Below are 16,276 nucleotides of genomic sequence, written 5' to 3'. Positions count from 1 at the left end.
TGTGCTGCGCCGTCCGTCACCCGCTCGACCGCCGCACCACCAGTTCCGGCGGCAGCAGCACCGGCGCGGTTTCCCGCCGGTCGATCTGCCGGATCAGCATATCGACCAGCAGCTCGCCCGCCCGCGCATAATCCTGTCGCACCGTCGTCAGCGGCGGCTGCGCCATCCCGGCCGCAGGAATATCGTCGAACCCGACCAGCGCCACGTCCTTTGGAACGCTCCGTCCCGCCTCGACCAGCGCGCGCACCGCGCCCAGTGCGATCATGTCGGACGCGGCGAAGATGGCGTCGAACGCGATCCCGCGTCCCATTAGCCGGCGCGCGGCGTCATATCCGGACGCCTCGCTCGACAGCGCATCGACCTGCAACCCCGGATCGACCGTCGCGCCGTCGTCGCGCAGCGCCGCGACCAGCCCGCGATAGCGGTCGCGCGATTCGGGATACTGGCTCGACGCATCGCCAAGGAATGCGATCCGCCGTCGGCCCCGATCGATCAGGTGCCGCCCCGCCGCGCGCCCGCCCGCGATGTTGTCGCACCCGATGACGGTGCCGGGATGCGCCGGATCGAGCGAACCCCAGCGCACGAAATGCGTCCCCTGCGCCATCAGCTGGTTCAGCCGGACGCGGTAATCGTCGAAATCGCCATAGCCGAGCAGGATCAGCCCATCGGCCTTGCGACTATCCTCGAAATCGACATGCCAGTCGGCCGACAATTGCTGGAACGAGGTCAGCAGGTCGTAGCCGCGCAGCGCACAGGTGCGCAGGATCGATCCCAGCATCGACAGGAAGAACGGGTTGATCCGCGATCCGTCGGGCGCGGGGTCTTCGAAGAACAGCAGCGCCAGCGTCGATGTACTGCCCCGGCGCAGGGCGGATGCGTTCTTGTCGACCTTGTAGTTCAGTTGCCGCGCGATCGCCTCGATCCGAAGGCGGGTGGCGGCGCTGACCATGCGGTCGCCGCGCAGTGCCCGGCTGACGGTGGGTTGCGATACCCCCGCCAGTGCCGCGATGTCGAACGAGGTCGGCTTGTCGCCCACCTTCATGGCTGATCCTTCCGCTGCCCCCGAACGGGGATGACCGGGTGTAGCGGCGAAAGCACAGCGGCGGAAGCGCATGACTGAATACGTATGCCATCCGCTTTCCTTTGCCCCGCCGGGGTTTCAAGGAACGGGTATGGACGAACCGGACGAAAGAGCCGGGGATCGAAGCACCGACGGGGAGGATTGAACAATGCGGTATCCATCGCAGCCGAAGACATGCGCCATGCTGGCCGGAACCGCGAGCGTTCGCGCGCTGATCGCTGCCGGGGCACTGGTCGCCGCCACCGCTACCGCCGCGTCGGCGCAGACCGCGCCGGACGCCGCCCCCCCGACGCAGGCCGAACCGGTCGCCGAGGATACCGAGATCGTCGTTACCGGCTTCCGCGCCTCGCTCGAAAGCGCCGTCGCTGCCAAGAAGAACCTCAATCAGGTCGTCGAATCCATTTCGGCGGAAGATATCGGCAAGCTGCCCGATGCATCGATCGCGGAATCGATCGCGCGTCTGCCGGGCCTGACCTCGCAGCGCGTGTCGGGGCGTTCCAATTCCATCTCGATCCGCGGCTTCGCGCCCGACTTTTCGACGACGCTGCTCAACGGTCGCGAACAGACCTCGACCGGCGACAATCGCGCGGTCGAATATGACCAGTATCCCGCCGAAATCATGAGCCAGGTGCTGGTGTACAAAACCGGTCAGGCGACGCTGATCGGGCAAGGGCTGTCGGGCACGGTCGATCTGCGCACCGTCCGTCCGCTCGACTATGGCCGCCGCGCGATCGTGCTGGGAGGACGCGGCACCTATGCCGATCTGGGCAAGCTGAACGCCGGATCTACCGACAAGGGCTATCGCGTTTCCGGCACCTATATCGACCAGTTTGCCGATGACACGATCGGCGTCGCGCTGTCCGCCAACTATCTCGATGAACCCTATCAGATTCAGGAGTTCAACGCGTGGGGCTATGCCGGCGTCAACGGCAACCAGGCTGTGATCGGCGGATCGAAATCCTATGTCACCTCGACCCAGCTCAAGCGGCTGGGCCTGTCGGGCACGCTGCAATACCGGCCCGACCCCAATCTGACGGTGACGGTCGACGGCTTCTTCTCGGACTTCAACGACGACCAGACAAAGCGCGGCATCGAACTGCCGCTGGGCTTCGGCGATGGCTTCAACGATCCCGCTCGGCCCGAAACCGTCCGGCTGACCGGCGCGACCGCGAATGGCGACGGCTTCGTCACCGGCGGCACGTTCAACAATGTCGAGGGCGTGGTGCGCAACGACTCGTTCGAGCGCAAGGCCAAGCTGTATTCGTTCGGCTACAACATGGCATGGCGCGGGGACGACGGCTGGAACGCCACGTTCGACGCCAGCTATTCCAAGACCGATCGCGAAGAGGTCATCCTCGAAAGCTATGCCGGCACCGGCTATGGCGCGAACGTCGGGGCGAAGGACACGATCGCTTTCACCAGCGGGGAAAACGGCACGCGCTTCACGCCGACGCTGGACTATTCCGACCCGAACCTGATCCTGCTGACCGATCCGCTCGGCTGGGGCGGATCGAACCTTCAGGCGGGTTATTTCAACGATCGCATCGTCAAGGACCGGATCGCGCAATACCGGTTCGAGGTCGAGAAGGAGCTGGACGGCTTCCTCGGCGCGGTGAAGGCCGGGATGAACTATACCGATCGCGACAAGTCGCTGACCCCGGACGAGGCGCTGCTGGCGCTGAGCGGCGGGCTGCGTCAGCTTCGTATTCCCGACCAATATGTGAAGGAACCGACCAGCCTCGGCTATCTCGGCCTTGGCCCAATGCTGAGCTACGATCCGCGTGAGTTGCTGGCCGACGGCGTGTTCACGCTGATCCCGAACACCAGCCTCGACGTACCGGCAAAGGCGTTCCGCGTCGCCGAGGACGTGATGACGATGTACGTCCAGGCGGACATCGATCAGGAAGTCGGCGCGGCGTTGCTGACCGGGAATATCGGGGTTCAGGCGATCGCCACCGAACAGAAGTCATCGGGTCTGGTCGCATCGGCCGGCACGTTGCAACCGGTCACGCGCGGCACCGATTACTGGGACGTGCTGCCCAGCATCAACCTGTCGCTGCGTCTTCCCGGTGATTTCGTGATCCGCGCCGCCGCCGCGCGGCAGGTGCAGCGCCCGCGCCTCGACGACATGCGCGTCGCGCTCGCCTATGGCTACAACCTGACCAACCGCGTGATCGAGGGCAGCGGCGGCAACCCGTATCTCCGCCCGATCCGCTCCAACTCCTACGATCTGACGTTCGAGAAATATTTCGGACGGGCAGGCTATCTGGCGGCGCAGTTCTTTTACAAGGACCTGAAGTCGTTCGTCTACAACCAGCAGATCGCGTTCGATTTTTCCGCCTATCCGACGCCGACCGGCACGCCGCCGGGCACGACGACCGACGGGTTCGCCAACGTGCCGATCAACGGTGAAGGCGGTAATATCTATGGCGTCGAACTGGCGACCACCCTGCCGCTCGGCACGATCGTGTCGTTCCTCGACGGGTTCGGCGTGACCGGCGGCGGGTCGTGGACCAAGACCCAGATCCAGCCCACGCCCGGCGCACCGGCAGAGGATATTCCCGGCTATTCGAAATGGGTGCTCAACGGCACCGCGTTTTTCGAGAAATGGGGCTTCAGCGCCCGGGGATCGGCGCGCTATCGCTCGACCTTCATCGGCGAATTGTCGGGGTTCGCGGGCAATCGCCAGCGTCGCCGCGCACTGGACGAAACGATCATCGACGCCCAGATCGGCTATGAATTCCAGAAGGGCACCGCGCTTCAGGGACTGTCGCTGTTCGTACAGGGCCAGAACCTGACCGACGAACGCTTCGCCACCGTCGATCCACGCTACGATCTCGCGGTGATCGATTACCAGAGCTACGGCCGCCGGTATCTGGCGGGGGCATCGATCCGGTTCTGATGGCGGGGCGCGGTGTCGGAATTCTTCTTACACCACGCCCGTCCATGCTGAGTAGGCGCTGAGCTTGTCGAAGCGCCGTATCGAAGCACGCTGGCAGTCCTTCGATACGCCATTTCGACAGGCTCGATGGCTACTCGGGATGAATGGGAACAGGCATTCTCATTGGTGTCGAGCGATGTCGGGACACTTGCGTACCAAGCGCCTGGCTCGACTTCGCTCGACACGAACGAATGTTTTCTCCGCAGTGTTCTGTTTCTGGTCAGGCTACTCGGGATGAACGGACGGTTTGCATCATGATACGACCCGACACCCTCGCAGCTCCCTCACAATCCCCCATCGCCCATGTCGCGATCGTCGGTGGCGGCACCGCCGGCTGGATGGCGGCAGCGGCACTCGCGCGCTTCCTGCCGGCGGGAACGCGGATCACGCTGATCGAATCGGATGCGATCGGGACGGTCGGGGTGGGTGAGGCGACGATCCCGCAACTGGGGTTGTTCAACCGTCATCTCGGTATCGACGAAGATGATTTCGTTGCGAGGACCGGCGGCAGCTTCAAGCTGGGGATCGAATTCGCCGGGTGGAGCGGTGGTGACAGCCGCTATCTCCATGGGTTCGGCACGATCGGCCGCGCGTTGGGGCTGGTGCCGTTCCATCATTACTGGCTGGCGCAGGGCGGTGCCGCCGATCCGGCCAGCCTGTGGGACCATAGCGCCAGCGCCGTGGCGGCGCGCGACGGGCGCTTCGCCCGCGATGTCGGTACGTCCGACCTGCCAATCGGCCTAGCATGGGCCTATCATTTCGATACGGCGCGCTATGCGGCTTATCTGCGCGCGCTTGCCGAACGTAACGGCGTGGCGCGGGTCGAAGGGCAGGTGGTCGATGTCGCACAGAACGGCGAAGCGGGCACCATCGCGGCGCTGACGCTGGACGATGGCCGTACGATCGCCGCCGATTTCTATATCGACTGTTCGGGGTTCGCGTCGTTGCTGCTCGGCCGCACGATGGGGGCTGCGTGGGACGACTGGTCCGCGTTGCTGCCGTGCGACCGCGCGCTGGCGGTGCCCAGCGCATCGAACGGCCCAACCACGCCGTTTACCCGCGCAACCGCACGGGCGGCAGGATGGCAGTGGCGGATTCCCCTGCAACACCGCACCGGCAACGGGCTGGTCTATTCCAGCGATTACCTGTCCGACGACGAAGCGGCGGCGATCCTGCTCGGCAACCTCGACGGCGCGGCGTTGGCAGATCCCCGACCGCTGCGGTTCCGCACCGGGCGCAGGCGGACGGCGTGGGTCGGCAATTGCGTCGGACTGGGGCTGGCGGCGGGGTTCCTCGAACCGCTGGAATCGACGTCGATCCATCTGGTCCAGTCGGGAATCGCCCGGCTTCTGTCGCTGTGGCCGGTCGCCAGCCCCCGTGCAGCGGATATCGCCGAATATAACCGCCAGTCCGAACGCGAATGGGTGCAGGTCCGCGACTTCCTGATCGCGCATTACCATCTGAACGGACGCGACGAGCCGTTCTGGCGCGAACGGCGCGCGGCACCGCTGCCCGACACGCTGGCGCACCGGATCGATCTGTTCCGCAGTTCGGGCCGGATCGTGCGCGACGGCGACGAACTGTTCGCCGAGGTTGCGTGGTTACAGCTGCTGCTGGGGCAGGGGGTCGTGCCGACTGGCTGGCACCCGCTCGCCGATGGCCTGACGCCCGCCCGCACCGCCGAATTCCTTGCCATGTCGCGCGCGCAGGTTGCCGCGACCGTCGCTCGCATGCAGTCGCATGACGCTTTCCTCGCGCGGCACTGCCCCGCGCCCGTACCGAAGGTCGCCGCATGATCCGCCCGCTGTTCCTCGCCCTGCTCGCCGCGACACCCGCCATCGCGCAGGATTTCCGTCAGCGTGCGCCCGAGGACGAGGTGATCTATTTCGTCCTGCCCGACCGGTTCGAAAACGGCAGCACCGCCAACGATCGTGGCGGGATCGCGGGCGACCGGATGCGCCATGGCTTCGATCCGACCGCGAAGGGCTTCTATCATGGCGGCGACCTCAAGGGGCTGACTGCACGACTACCCTATATCAAATCGCTGGGTGCGACCGCGATCTGGGTCGGGCCGATCTTCCGTAACAAGGCGGTGCAGGGCGGTCCGGGACAGGAATCGGCTGGTTATCACGGCTATTGGGTGACCGACTTCACCCATGTCGACCCGCATCTGGGCACCGACGCGGAGTTCAAGGCGCTGGTCGATGCGGCGCATGCGGCGGGGATGAAGGTCTATATGGACATCATCGCCAACCACACCGCCGACGTGATCCGGTATCGCGAATGTGCCGGGACCCGCGAATGCGTCTATCGCAGCCGCGCCGACTATCCCTATGCGGCAGGCGGCAAGAACGCCGGCTTTGTTGGCGACCGGGTACAGACGGCGGACAATTTCGCGAAGCTGACCGACCCGTCGTTCGCCTATACTCCCGAAGTCCCCCCCGCCGAACGTTCGGTCAAGGTGCCGGCATGGCTCAACGACCCGATCTATTACCACAATCGCGGCAACACGACCTTCGCAAACGAAAGCTCGCAAATGGGCGATTTCGTGGGGCTGGACGATCTGATGACGGAACATCCGCGCGTCGTGGCGGGGATGATCGACATCTTCGGCGGCTGGATCGACCGGTTCGGGATCGACGGATATCGCATCGACACCGCGCGCCACGTAAATCCAGAGTTCTGGGCGGCGTTCGTGCCGGCGATGCAGGCGCGCGCGCTGGCGAAGGGTATTCCCAACTTCCACATCTTCGGCGAAGTCGCGCTGTCGTCGCTCGACGCGGGTGGCCTTGCGGCCTGGACGAAGACCGGCAGCTTTCCTGCCGTCCTCGACTTTTCGTTCCGCGAGGCGGTGTTGCAGACGGTCGCGGGGACGAAGGGCACCGACGCGTTCGAAACCGTGTTCGACGGCGACGTCCTTTATGCCGGGGGCGAGGCGATGGCGCGGCAACTGCCGACCTTCACCGGCAACCACGACAATGGCCGCTTCGCCTATTTCGTACGCAAGGCGTTTCCGCAGGCGGGTGACGGCGAGATCCTGTCGCGCGTGATGCTCGGCAATGCCATGCTGCTGACGCTGCGCGGCGTGCCGACGATCTATTCCGGTGACGAACAGGGCTTTGCCGGCGACGGCAACGATCAGGACGCGCGCGAGGATATGTTCGCGTCGAAGGTCGCATCGTACAACGACAACCGGCTGGTCGGCACTACCGCCACCACCGCCACTACGAACTTCACGCCCGGCCATCCGCTCTACCGCCAGATCGCGGACCTCGCGAAAATCCGCACCGCGACGCCGGCGCTGACCCGGGGTCGTCAGTTGCTGCGCGCTCGGGAGGAGAAGCCCGGCCTTCTCGCCATCTCCCGTTTCCATCCGGGGAGCGGGCAGGAGGTGCTGCTGCTGTTCAACACCTCTCCGCAGCCAGTCGTCCGCAATGTCGAGGTCGAGACGCGATCGACCCGCTTCCGCACGCTCGCCGGCCGGTGTAGCCCTGCCGCCGTCGTGCCCGGTCAGGTGCGCGTCGACCTTCCCGCCTTCGGCTATGCGGTATGCGCCGCGGAGACCCAGTGATGAACGACCCCGCCCGCGCGATCCTGTCCAACCCGGTCCGTCCATGGTGGCACGGTGCCACGATCTACCAGATCTACCCGCGCAGTTTCGCCGACAGCAATGGCGACGGCATCGGCGATCTGGCGGGCATCACGGCGCATCTCGACTACGTCGCCGGGCTGGGCGTCGATGCGGTGTGGCTATCGCCCTTCTTCACGTCGCCGATGAAGGATTTCGGCTATGACGTCGCCGATTATTGCGACGTCGATCCGATCTTCGGAACGCTGGCGGATTTCGACGCGCTGATCGCACGCGCCCATGCGCTCGGGCTGCGGATCATCATCGATCAGGTGTGGTCGCACACCAGCGACGAGCATCCGTGGTTCGTCGAAAGCCGGTCCAGCCGCACCAATCCCAAGGCCGACTGGTATGTGTGGGCCGATGCCAAACCCGATGGCTCGCCGCCCAGCAACTGGCAGTCGGTGTTCGGCGGCCCGGCATGGACGTGGGACGCGCGGCGCGGCCAATATTACCTCCACAACTTCCTGAAGGAACAGCCGCAAATCCACGGCCATAACGCCGACGTGCAGTCGGCGCTGCTGGATACCGCGCGCTTCTGGCTCGATCGCGGCGTCGACGGTTTCCGGCTGGATGCGATCAACTTCGCGATGCACGACCCGCAACTGCGCGACAATCCGCCCGCGCCCAGCAACGGCAAGACCCGGACGCGCCCGTTCGATTTCCAGCGCAAGCTGTATAATCAAAGCCATCCCGACATCCCCGCCTTCCTGCAACGCGTCCGTGCGCTGCTCGACGAATATGACGGCGACCGCTTCACCGTGGCCGAAGTCGGCGGCGACGATGCCGAGCGCGAGATGAAGCTGTTCTGCGGCGGCGGCGACAAGCTCAACACCGCCTATGGCTTCGACTTTCTCTATGCCCCCGGCTTCACGCCGCGCGTCCTGCGCGATGCGCTCGACAATTGGGGGGAGGGCGATCCGTGGCCAAGCTGGGCTTTCGAGAACCATGACGCGCCGCGCGCCGTCACGCGCTGGATGCCCGCCGATGCCGATCCAGCGGTGTTCGGGCGGCTAAAGATGCTGCTGCTCGCCTGCCTGCGCGGCAACATCTTCCTGTACAATGGCGAGGAACTCGGCCTGCCGCAGGTCGACATCGCCTATGCCGACCTGCAGGACCCCGAAGCCATCGCCAACTGGCCGCTGACCCTGTCGCGCGACGGTGCACGGACCCCGATGCCATGGGTGGCGGATGCCGAGAATCTTGGTTTCGGCACCGGCAAGCCATGGCTGCCCGCCGGGGAAAGCCATCGCGCACTGGCGGTCGATCGGCAGGAGCGCGACCCGGCGTCGCTGCTCGCCTACACCCGCCGCATCCTTGACCTTCGCGACAGCCACCCGGCCCTGCGCAGCGGCTCGCTGACGATCGTCGAGGCATCCGATGCGATCCTTGCCTTCGATCGCGAGGCCGATGGCGAACGGCTGCGGTGCGTCTTCAACCTGACCAATGCTGCGCAGCAATTCGCGCAGCATAGCGTCGGGACGACGATCGAGACGGTCGGAACGATTACCGGCGATACCTATGGCCCGTATGCAGCCAGCGTGTCGATCCGACCATAGAACATAACGAAAAGAGACGGACGATGAGGATGATGAAACTGGCGCTGGTGCTGACCGGCATGACGGCGATGGCGTCGCCCGCCTTCGCGGAAGTCGTGGTACGGGCGGCGTCGCCCGACGGCAAACTGACCGTCGCGATCAGCCTCGATGGCGAGGGCCGGCCGTCCTATTCGGTGGCGAAGGACGGCAAGCCGCTGCTCAACGACAGTCGACTGGGCTTCCTGTTCACCGATGCGCCCAAGATCGAGCGTGGGCTGACGCTGGCGCGCACCACCCGCGACCGGTCGGACAGCAGTTGGACGCAGCCGTTCGGCGAATGGAAGACGATCCGCGACAACCATACCGAACTGACGGTGACGTTCCGCGAGGCGAAGAACCTGAAGCGCGAAATGGCGGTCACCTTTCGCCTGTTCGATGACGGGATCGGCTTTCGCTACACCCTGCCGAAACAGGCGAACCTGACCACGGTCAACATCGCGGAGGAGCTGACCCAGTTTGCCTTCGCCGAACCCGGCACCGCGTGGTGGAAGCCCGCCTTCGAATGGAACCGCGAAGAATATCTCTACAACCGCACCCCGCTGGACGCGGTCGGCACCGCGCAGACGGTGATGACGGTCAAGCTGGCCAGCGGCACGCATGTGGCGATCCACGAGGCCGCGCTGACCGACTATTCGGCGATGAACCTCGCGCGGGCCGAAGGTACGACCTTCCGTGCCGTCCTGACGCCGGGAGCCGGCGCGCCCAAAGTGACCCGTGCCGCCGGCTTCTCCACCCCATGGCGTACGATCGCGATCGCCGACGATGCGGCGGGACTGTACGCGGCCAGCCGCATCGGGCTGAACCTCAACGAACCCAACAAGCTTGGCGATACGTCGGCATGGATCAAACCCGGCAAGTTCGTCGGCGTGTGGTGGAACATGATCAAGGGCGAATGGACGTGGGCACGCGGTCCGAAGCACGGCGCGACCACTGCCAATGTGCGCCGCTATATCGACTTCGCGGCGGCGAACGGGATCGACGGTGTGCTGGTTGAAGGGTGGAACGTCGGTTGGGACGGTGACTGGCTGGGCAACGGCAACGATATGAACTTCAGCCAGCCCACCGCCGATTTCGATGCTGCCGCGCTTGCCGCCTATGCGACCGCGAAAGGCGTGCGCCTGATCGGTCATCACGAAACCGGTGGATCGGTCAGCCATTACGACGCGCAACTCGACAGCGCGTTCAAATGGGCCGCCGATCATGGCGAGCGCGTGGTCAAGACCGGCTATGTCACCGATGCCGGCCAGATCGAACGGGTGGATGCCAACGGATCGCGGCACCGCGAATGGCATGAAGGCCAGTGGATGGTGAACCATCACCAGCGCGTGCTGAACGCCGCCGCGAAATACCGTGTGTCGATCGACAGCCACGAACCGGTCAAGGACACCGGCCTGCGCCGCACCTATCCCAACTGGATGAGCCGCGAAGGTGGTCGCGGCATGGAATATAACGCATGGGTCGGCGGCAAGAACACGCCCGAGCACGAGGCCAACATGGTCTTCACCCAGTTTCTGGGCGGCCCGATGGACTTCACGCCCGGCGTGCTGAGCCTGTCGGGCAGCGAGGGCAGCGCGATCCAGTCGACGATCGCCAAGCAGTTGGCGCTCTATGTCGTACTCTATTCGCCGGTGGTGATGGCGGCCGACACGCCGGAGAATTACGCGCGCTATCCGGCGGCGTTCAAATTCATCCGCGACGTGCCTACCGACTGGTCCGACACCCGCGTGCTGAACGGCGAGGTCGGCGACTATGCCACGATCGTCCGCAAGGCGGCGACCGGCGGCGACTGGTATCTGGGCGCGGTCGGCGATGAGGAAGCGCGCAGTTCGACCGTAACGCTCGATTTCCTCGATGCCGGAAAGACGTACATGGCGGAGATCTATCGCGACGGGCCGGGCGCAGACTATCGCACCGACGCGCGCCATTCGATCGCGATCGAACGGCGACCGGTGAAGCGCGGCGACACGTTGACCATCGCGCTGGCGCCCGGCGGCGGTCAGGCGATCCGGTTCGTCGCACCGTCACGCCGCCGGTAGGCCTCCGGGGAAGGCCGGCGACAGGCGGGCAAAGGGGGATCGCCCCGCGACGCGTTCAGCATCCCCCTCCGCATGGAGCGGGCAGGAGTTACAGACGATGACCACCCGCCCGACGCTGGGGTTCCCGCAGCTCTGGAACATCTCCTTCGGATTCTTCGGTATCCAGATCGGCTTCGCGCTTCAGAACGCGAACGCCAGCCGCATCTTTCAGTCGCTGGGCACGCCGATCGAGGATCTGGCGCTGATGTGGATCGCCGCGCCGCTGACCGGACTGCTCGTCCAGCCGATCATCGGCCATTACAGCGACCGGACCTGGGGTCGGCTGGGACGGCGGCGACCCTATTTTCTGTTCGGCGCGATCCTGTGTACCTGCGCGCTGTTCGTCATGCCCAATTCGCCGACATGGCTGGTCGCGGCCATCACGCTGTGGATGCTCGACGCATCGCTCAACGTGTCGATGGAGCCGTTCCGCGCATTCGTCGGCGACATGCTCGATCCCGAACAGCGTCCGACCGGCTATGCGTTCCAGACATGGTTCATCGGCGCGGGTGCGGTCGTCGCCAGCCTCGCGCCGTTCGTGCTGGAAAACGGCTTCGGCGTATCGAACGTCGCGCCGGCGGGGCAGGTGCCCGATGCCGTCCGCTATGGTTTCTATTTCGGCGGCACGATGCTGCTGATCGCAGTGCTGTGGACCGTGCTGACGGTGCGCGAATATAGTCCGGCGGAAATGGCGGCGTTCGGCGAATCGTCGTCGGACACGGTGGACGAACCGCTGGCCGTGCCGACCCGCGGCGCGCTCTGGATCGTCGGCGGGATCGGGGTCGCTGCGCTCATCGTACTGGCGGAACGCAGCGGGATGCTGGCCAGTGGGCGCGAGGCCTATTTCGTCGCAGCGGGCATCGCGCTGTATGGCGTGGCGCAGATCGTGTCGGGCGGACTGGTCCGGGCGGGACGCGGCGACAATGTGTTGAGCCACATCGTCAGCGATCTGGCGACGATGCCCGACCGGATGCGGCGGCTGGCGCTGGTCCAGTTCTTCACGTGGGGGGCGCTGATCCTGCTGTGGGTCTATACCACGCCCGTGATCGCGCAGCAGGTCTGGGGCACGATCGATCCCGCGTCTTCGGGATATAATCAGGCCGGAAGCTGGGTCGGCGTGCTGTTCGCGATCTATTCGGGCGTCGCGGCACTGGCGGCGTTCGCGTTGCCGGTGCTTGCCCGCCGGATCGGCGCGGCCCGCACGCACATGCTGTGCCTTGCGATCGGGGCAGCAGCGTTCGTCGGCATCTTCGTGACGCACGACCGGTTGGGGATGATCGTGCCGATGATCGGCATCGGCATCGCATGGGCGTCGGTGCTGACCATGCCCTATGTCCTGCTCGCCAACGCGCTGCCGCAGCGCAAGCTCGGCGTGTATATGGGTATCTTCAACTTCTTCATCGTCCTGCCGCAGCTGATCGTCGCGACGGTGATGGGCGGGGTCATCAAGGCGTGGTTTCCGACCGATCCGGCATGGACGATGCTGGTCGCGGCGTCGGTCATGGCGATCGCGGCGGTGGCCATGGTCCGGGTGCGGGAATAGGCTCCGCCTTGGAGGATCTGTTCACGCGAAGGCGCGAAGGCGCGGAGAAGGATTTTTCACGCGGAGGCGCGGAGGCGCAGAGATGACATTGGACGCGGCAGCGCCCCTTACCCCTTAAGGCGTCGAGTACCAGCGCCGTTCGGCGCGCCACGTCGGAGAGCCGCTTCTCTCCGCGCCTCCGCGCCTCCGCGTGAACCAATCTTCTCCTCGCCTCCGCGCTTTCGCGTGAACCAGCCTAACCCAGCATCACCATCCGAGCCGCCCGATCGATCCGCACGACAGCACCGTCCAACCAAAGCTCAAACCCCGCACATCCCGGGTGTTCCCAGTCCGCCGCCGTCATGGCCCGCCCGTCCAGCGTTCTCCATTCGACCACCTCCGGCACTACCGGATCGGAAACGCTCGGCCGCGCCCGCCGCCACGCCGCCAGCCCTGCGATGAAATCCTCCAGCGCGACGTCGCGTCCCGCCCAGTCGACCCACCCGAGCGCATTGTCTTGCGCATAGGCGTTGTTGTTGCCCCGCTGCGTCCGCGCGAATTCGTCACCGGCGGTCAACTGGATCGTCCCGCGCGTCGCGAACAGCGTCGCCAGCATTGCGCGCAGGTCGGCTGCCCGTGCCGCTGCCACGCCGGGGTCGTCGCTGCGTCCCTCGACCCCATGGTTCCACGACAGATTGTCGCCGTGCCCGTCGCGATTGTCCTCGCCATTGGCGTAATTGTGCCGGTCGACATGCGCCACCAGATCGGCCAGCGTGAACCCGTCATGCGCCGCGAGGAAGTTCACGCTGCGACTGCACCGGCCGAAGATATCCGCTGATCCCATCAGCCGCGTCGCCAGCACCGCCGCGCTGCCGTCTCCACGCCAGAAACGCCGCACGTCGTCGCGATAGCGGTCGTTCCATTCCAGCCAGTCGGTCGGGAAATTGCCCAACTGATACCCGCCCGGTCCGATATCCCATGGCTCCGCGATCATCACGCGGTCGGCCAGCATCGGGTCCGACGCGATCGCGGCAAAGATCGGCGCGTGGCGATCGAAGCCCGGCGACCGTGCGATGACCGGCGCCAGATCGAACCGGAACCCGTCCACGCCGAGCGCGGCAAAATGCCGCAGCGAGGCGACGATCAGGTCGCGTACCCCCGCATCGCCTGCGTCGAGCGTATTCCCGGTCCCGGTATCGTTGATGAGACTGCCGTCCGGGGCGTGGGCATAGCTGCGATCGTCCAGTCCGCGCAGCGACAGGATCGGGCCGTCGACATCGCTCTCGCCGGTGTGATTGAAGACGAGGTCGAGGACCACCCCGATCCCCGCCGCGTGCAGCGCCGCGATCGTCTCGCGCAATTCGCCCACGCCGCCCGGCGCAAGCCCCGGATCGATCGCCATCGGCACGACCGGATTATAGCCCCACGCATTACGCAGCCCCAGCGGCGGGAGGTGCCGTTCGTCGATCCACGCGACGATCGGCATCAACTCGACCGCGCTCACCCCGATCTTGCGCAGGTGCGCGATTACCGCCGGATGCGCGAGTGCCGCGATCGTCCCGCGTTGCGGCTCGGGCACGTCGGGGTGCAGCATCGTGAAGCCGCGGACGTTGACTTCATAGACCAGCCCGCCGGGATCGAACCGGACTGGTCCGGTCGTCACCGGCGGGGGAGGGGCGGGAACGACCGCCTTCGGCACCAGCCTGGCGGTATCGCATCCGAACCTGTTCAGGTCCGCCGACCAGACGAAGCGTCGGTCCAGTTCCACGGCATAGGGATCGACCAGCAGCTTGGCGGGATCGAACCATCGACCAGTTCCGTCGGCGCGATAGCCGTAGCGCTGTCCCGGACCCACGCCCGCCACGTCCATGGCGAACCAATCGCCAGCGCGTTGCATCGCCAACCGGCGCTCGGCATCGCCGTCGAACAGGCACAGCCACACCGCCGACGCATCGCGCGCGCGTACGGCAAAGCGGGTGCCGCCGTCGATCGCACTTGCTCCGGGCATCATGCCGCGATCAGGCTCCGGTACAGCGCGGCATAGCGCGCGCCGCTGCGCGTCCAGCCGAAGTCCGCCCGCATTCCCTGTCGCTGCATCGTCGTCCAGACGTCCCGTTGCTCGTACAGGCCGGTCGTGCGGCGCAATGCACGGACCAATGCGTCGACCGTCACATCGCCGAACTGCACGCCGGTAGCAACGCCCGCCGCCACCGCCGCCTCGTTCGCGTCGATAACCGTATCCGCAAGCCCCCCAGTCCGCGCCACCACCGGCACACACCCATAGGCCAGACCGTATAGCTGCGTCAGTCCGCACGGTTCGAACCGCGACGGGATCAGGATCGCATCCCCGCCGCCCTGCAACAGGTGCGATAGCGCCTCGTCATAGCCGATCCGTACCCCAATCCGGCCGGGGTGCCGCGTGCGCGCGGACAGGAAGGCGCTCTCCAGCGCCGCGTCGCCCGATCCCAGCAGTGCCAGCCGCCCGCCCATCGCGACCAGCGCATCGATCGCGCCGGCCAGCACGTCCATCCCCTTTTGCCACGTCAACCGGCTGACCACGACGAACACCGGCCCGTCACCCGGCTCCAGATCGAAAGCCGCCTCCAGCGCGCGCTTGTTCGCGCGCCGCCGGGACAGCGTGCGGGCGGTATAGCAGGCGGGCAGGGTGGTGTCGGTGGCCGGTTTCCACACTGCCGGATCGATGCCGTTGACGATCCCGGTCACCCGGTCGCCACGCGCTTCGATCAATCCTTCCAGCCCCATGCCGAACTCCGGCCGGCGGATCTCGTCGGCATAGCTGGGGGAGACCGTCGTGATCGCATCCGCCGATGCCAGCCCGGCCTTCAACAATCCGACCCCGCCATAATATTCGACGCCATCCAGCGCGAATGCCGTTTCAGGCAGCTCCAGCCCGGCGAACACCGCCGCATCGTACCGACCCTGAAACGCGATATTGTGGATGGTGAGGACGCTGGGCACGACGCTGTCGTCATAGCGGAGATAGGCGGCCGCCGTTGCCCCCTGCCAATCATGCGCATGGACGAGATCATATTCCCCCGCGATATCCGCCGCCGCCCGGCCCAACGCGGCGAACCGTCGCCAGTTGTCGGGCCAGTCGGCGGCAGTGGCATCGGCATACGGCCCGCCGTCGCGCGCAAACAAGTCGGGCGCGTCCAGCACGAGCAGCGGATGTCCGTCGATATGACCTTTGAGCAACCGTGCCGGAACACCGAGCAGCGCATCCCACCGCCGTGCGACGGCGGGGCGCTGCAGCGTCCGCACTACGGCGGGATAGCCGGGTAGCAGCGTGGTGGTCTCGACCCCGTGCGGTGCCAGCGCGGCGGGCAGGGCACCGACGACATCGGCCAGCCCGCCGGTTTTTACCAAGGGATAGGCCTCCGAAGCGACGGACAGGACGCGCATCGTCTATA

Annotated in this window: 9 protein-coding genes; 6 read left to right on the top strand and 3 right to left on the bottom strand. The window is 66.0% G+C overall.

What is annotated here, in order from left to right:
• Window positions 1-16: 16 nt before the first annotated feature.
• A complete protein-coding gene (locus tag IFT55_RS01030; protein ID WP_192088539.1) occupies window positions 17-1,042 on the bottom strand; it encodes a LacI family DNA-binding transcriptional regulator in 1,026 nt (341 codons plus the stop codon).
• Window positions 1,043-1,262: 220 nt separating this feature from the next.
• Between IFT55_RS01030 and IFT55_RS01025 the strand changes: the two genes are divergently transcribed.
• The 6 genes from IFT55_RS01025 to IFT55_RS01000 all read left to right on the top strand — a co-directional run bounded on the left by IFT55_RS01025 (window position 1,263) and on the right by IFT55_RS01000 (window position 12,866).
• Complete coding sequence (locus IFT55_RS01025) at window positions 1,263-3,983, top strand: TonB-dependent receptor (protein WP_249403512.1); 2,721 nt, start codon at window positions 1,263-1,265, stop codon at window positions 3,981-3,983.
• 293 nt (window positions 3,984-4,276) lie between these two features.
• Window positions 4,277-5,818, top strand: a complete 1,542-nt coding sequence (locus IFT55_RS01020; RefSeq protein WP_192088537.1) for a tryptophan halogenase family protein — start codon at window positions 4,277-4,279, stop codon at window positions 5,816-5,818.
• On the top strand, window positions 5,815-7,593 hold the full coding sequence (locus IFT55_RS01015) for an alpha-amylase family glycosyl hydrolase (protein WP_192088536.1): 1,779 nt from the start codon (window positions 5,815-5,817) through the stop codon (window positions 7,591-7,593). Before IFT55_RS01020 ends, IFT55_RS01015 begins: the two co-directional genes overlap by 4 nt.
• Window positions 7,593-9,209 carry an alpha-glucosidase gene (locus tag IFT55_RS01010; RefSeq protein WP_249403511.1) on the top strand — a complete coding sequence of 539 codons (1,617 nt, stop codon included), beginning with the start codon at window positions 7,593-7,595 and terminating at the stop codon, window positions 9,207-9,209. The genes IFT55_RS01015 and IFT55_RS01010 overlap by 1 nt, the downstream gene beginning before the upstream one ends.
• Before the next feature lie 29 nt (window positions 9,210-9,238).
• Entirely contained in the window at window positions 9,239-11,284 is a 2,046-nt protein-coding gene (locus tag IFT55_RS01005) for a glycoside hydrolase family 97 protein (protein WP_446740703.1), read from the top strand.
• A gap of 97 nt (window positions 11,285-11,381) precedes the next feature.
• On the top strand, window positions 11,382-12,866 hold the full coding sequence (locus IFT55_RS01000) for an MFS transporter (protein WP_192088534.1): 1,485 nt from the start codon (window positions 11,382-11,384) through the stop codon (window positions 12,864-12,866).
• A gap of 235 nt (window positions 12,867-13,101) precedes the next feature.
• Here IFT55_RS01000 and glgX read toward each other — a convergent pair whose 3' ends face one another.
• A complete protein-coding gene (gene glgX, locus IFT55_RS00995) occupies window positions 13,102-14,856 on the bottom strand; it encodes a glycogen debranching protein GlgX (protein WP_192088533.1) in 1,755 nt (584 codons plus the stop codon).
• Window positions 14,853-16,268 (bottom strand): glycogen synthase GlgA, encoded by a 1,416-nt coding sequence (gene glgA, locus IFT55_RS00990; protein WP_192088532.1) that lies wholly within the window; start codon window positions 16,266-16,268, stop codon window positions 14,853-14,855. Before glgA ends, glgX begins: the two co-directional genes overlap by 4 nt.
• Between the last annotated feature and the right edge of the window lie 8 nt (window positions 16,269-16,276).

This window comes from Sphingomonas sp. CFBP 13720, assembly GCF_014842075.1.
GTDB lineage: Bacteria > Pseudomonadota > Alphaproteobacteria > Sphingomonadales > Sphingomonadaceae > Sphingomonas.
The sequence above is the reverse complement of the archived record's forward strand: the minus strand, read 5'-3'. Positions and strand labels throughout refer to the sequence as shown.

What these genes read in the sequence shown, in the direction of transcription:
- glgX (WP_192088533.1), bottom strand. Translation starts at nt 14,856, where the DNA reads ATGATGCCCGGAGCAAGTGCGATCGACGGCGGCACCCGCTTTGCCGTA.
- IFT55_RS01010 (WP_249403511.1), top strand. Translation starts at nt 7,593, where the DNA reads ATGAACGACCCCGCCCGCGCGATCCTGTCCAACCCGGTCCGTCCATGG.
- IFT55_RS01030 (WP_192088539.1), bottom strand. Translation starts at nt 1,042, where the DNA reads ATGAAGGTGGGCGACAAGCCGACCTCGTTCGACATCGCGGCACTGGCG.
- IFT55_RS01005 (WP_446740703.1), top strand. Translation starts at nt 9,239, where the DNA reads ATGATGAAACTGGCGCTGGTGCTGACCGGCATGACGGCGATGGCGTCG.
- IFT55_RS01025 (WP_249403512.1), top strand. Translation starts at nt 1,263, where the DNA reads ATGCTGGCCGGAACCGCGAGCGTTCGCGCGCTGATCGCTGCCGGGGCA.
- IFT55_RS01000 (WP_192088534.1), top strand. Translation starts at nt 11,382, where the DNA reads ATGACCACCCGCCCGACGCTGGGGTTCCCGCAGCTCTGGAACATCTCC.
- glgA (WP_192088532.1), bottom strand. Translation starts at nt 16,268, where the DNA reads ATGCGCGTCCTGTCCGTCGCTTCGGAGGCCTATCCCTTGGTAAAAACC.
- IFT55_RS01020 (WP_192088537.1), top strand. Translation starts at nt 4,277, where the DNA reads ATGATACGACCCGACACCCTCGCAGCTCCCTCACAATCCCCCATCGCC.
- IFT55_RS01015 (WP_192088536.1), top strand. Translation starts at nt 5,815, where the DNA reads ATGATCCGCCCGCTGTTCCTCGCCCTGCTCGCCGCGACACCCGCCATC.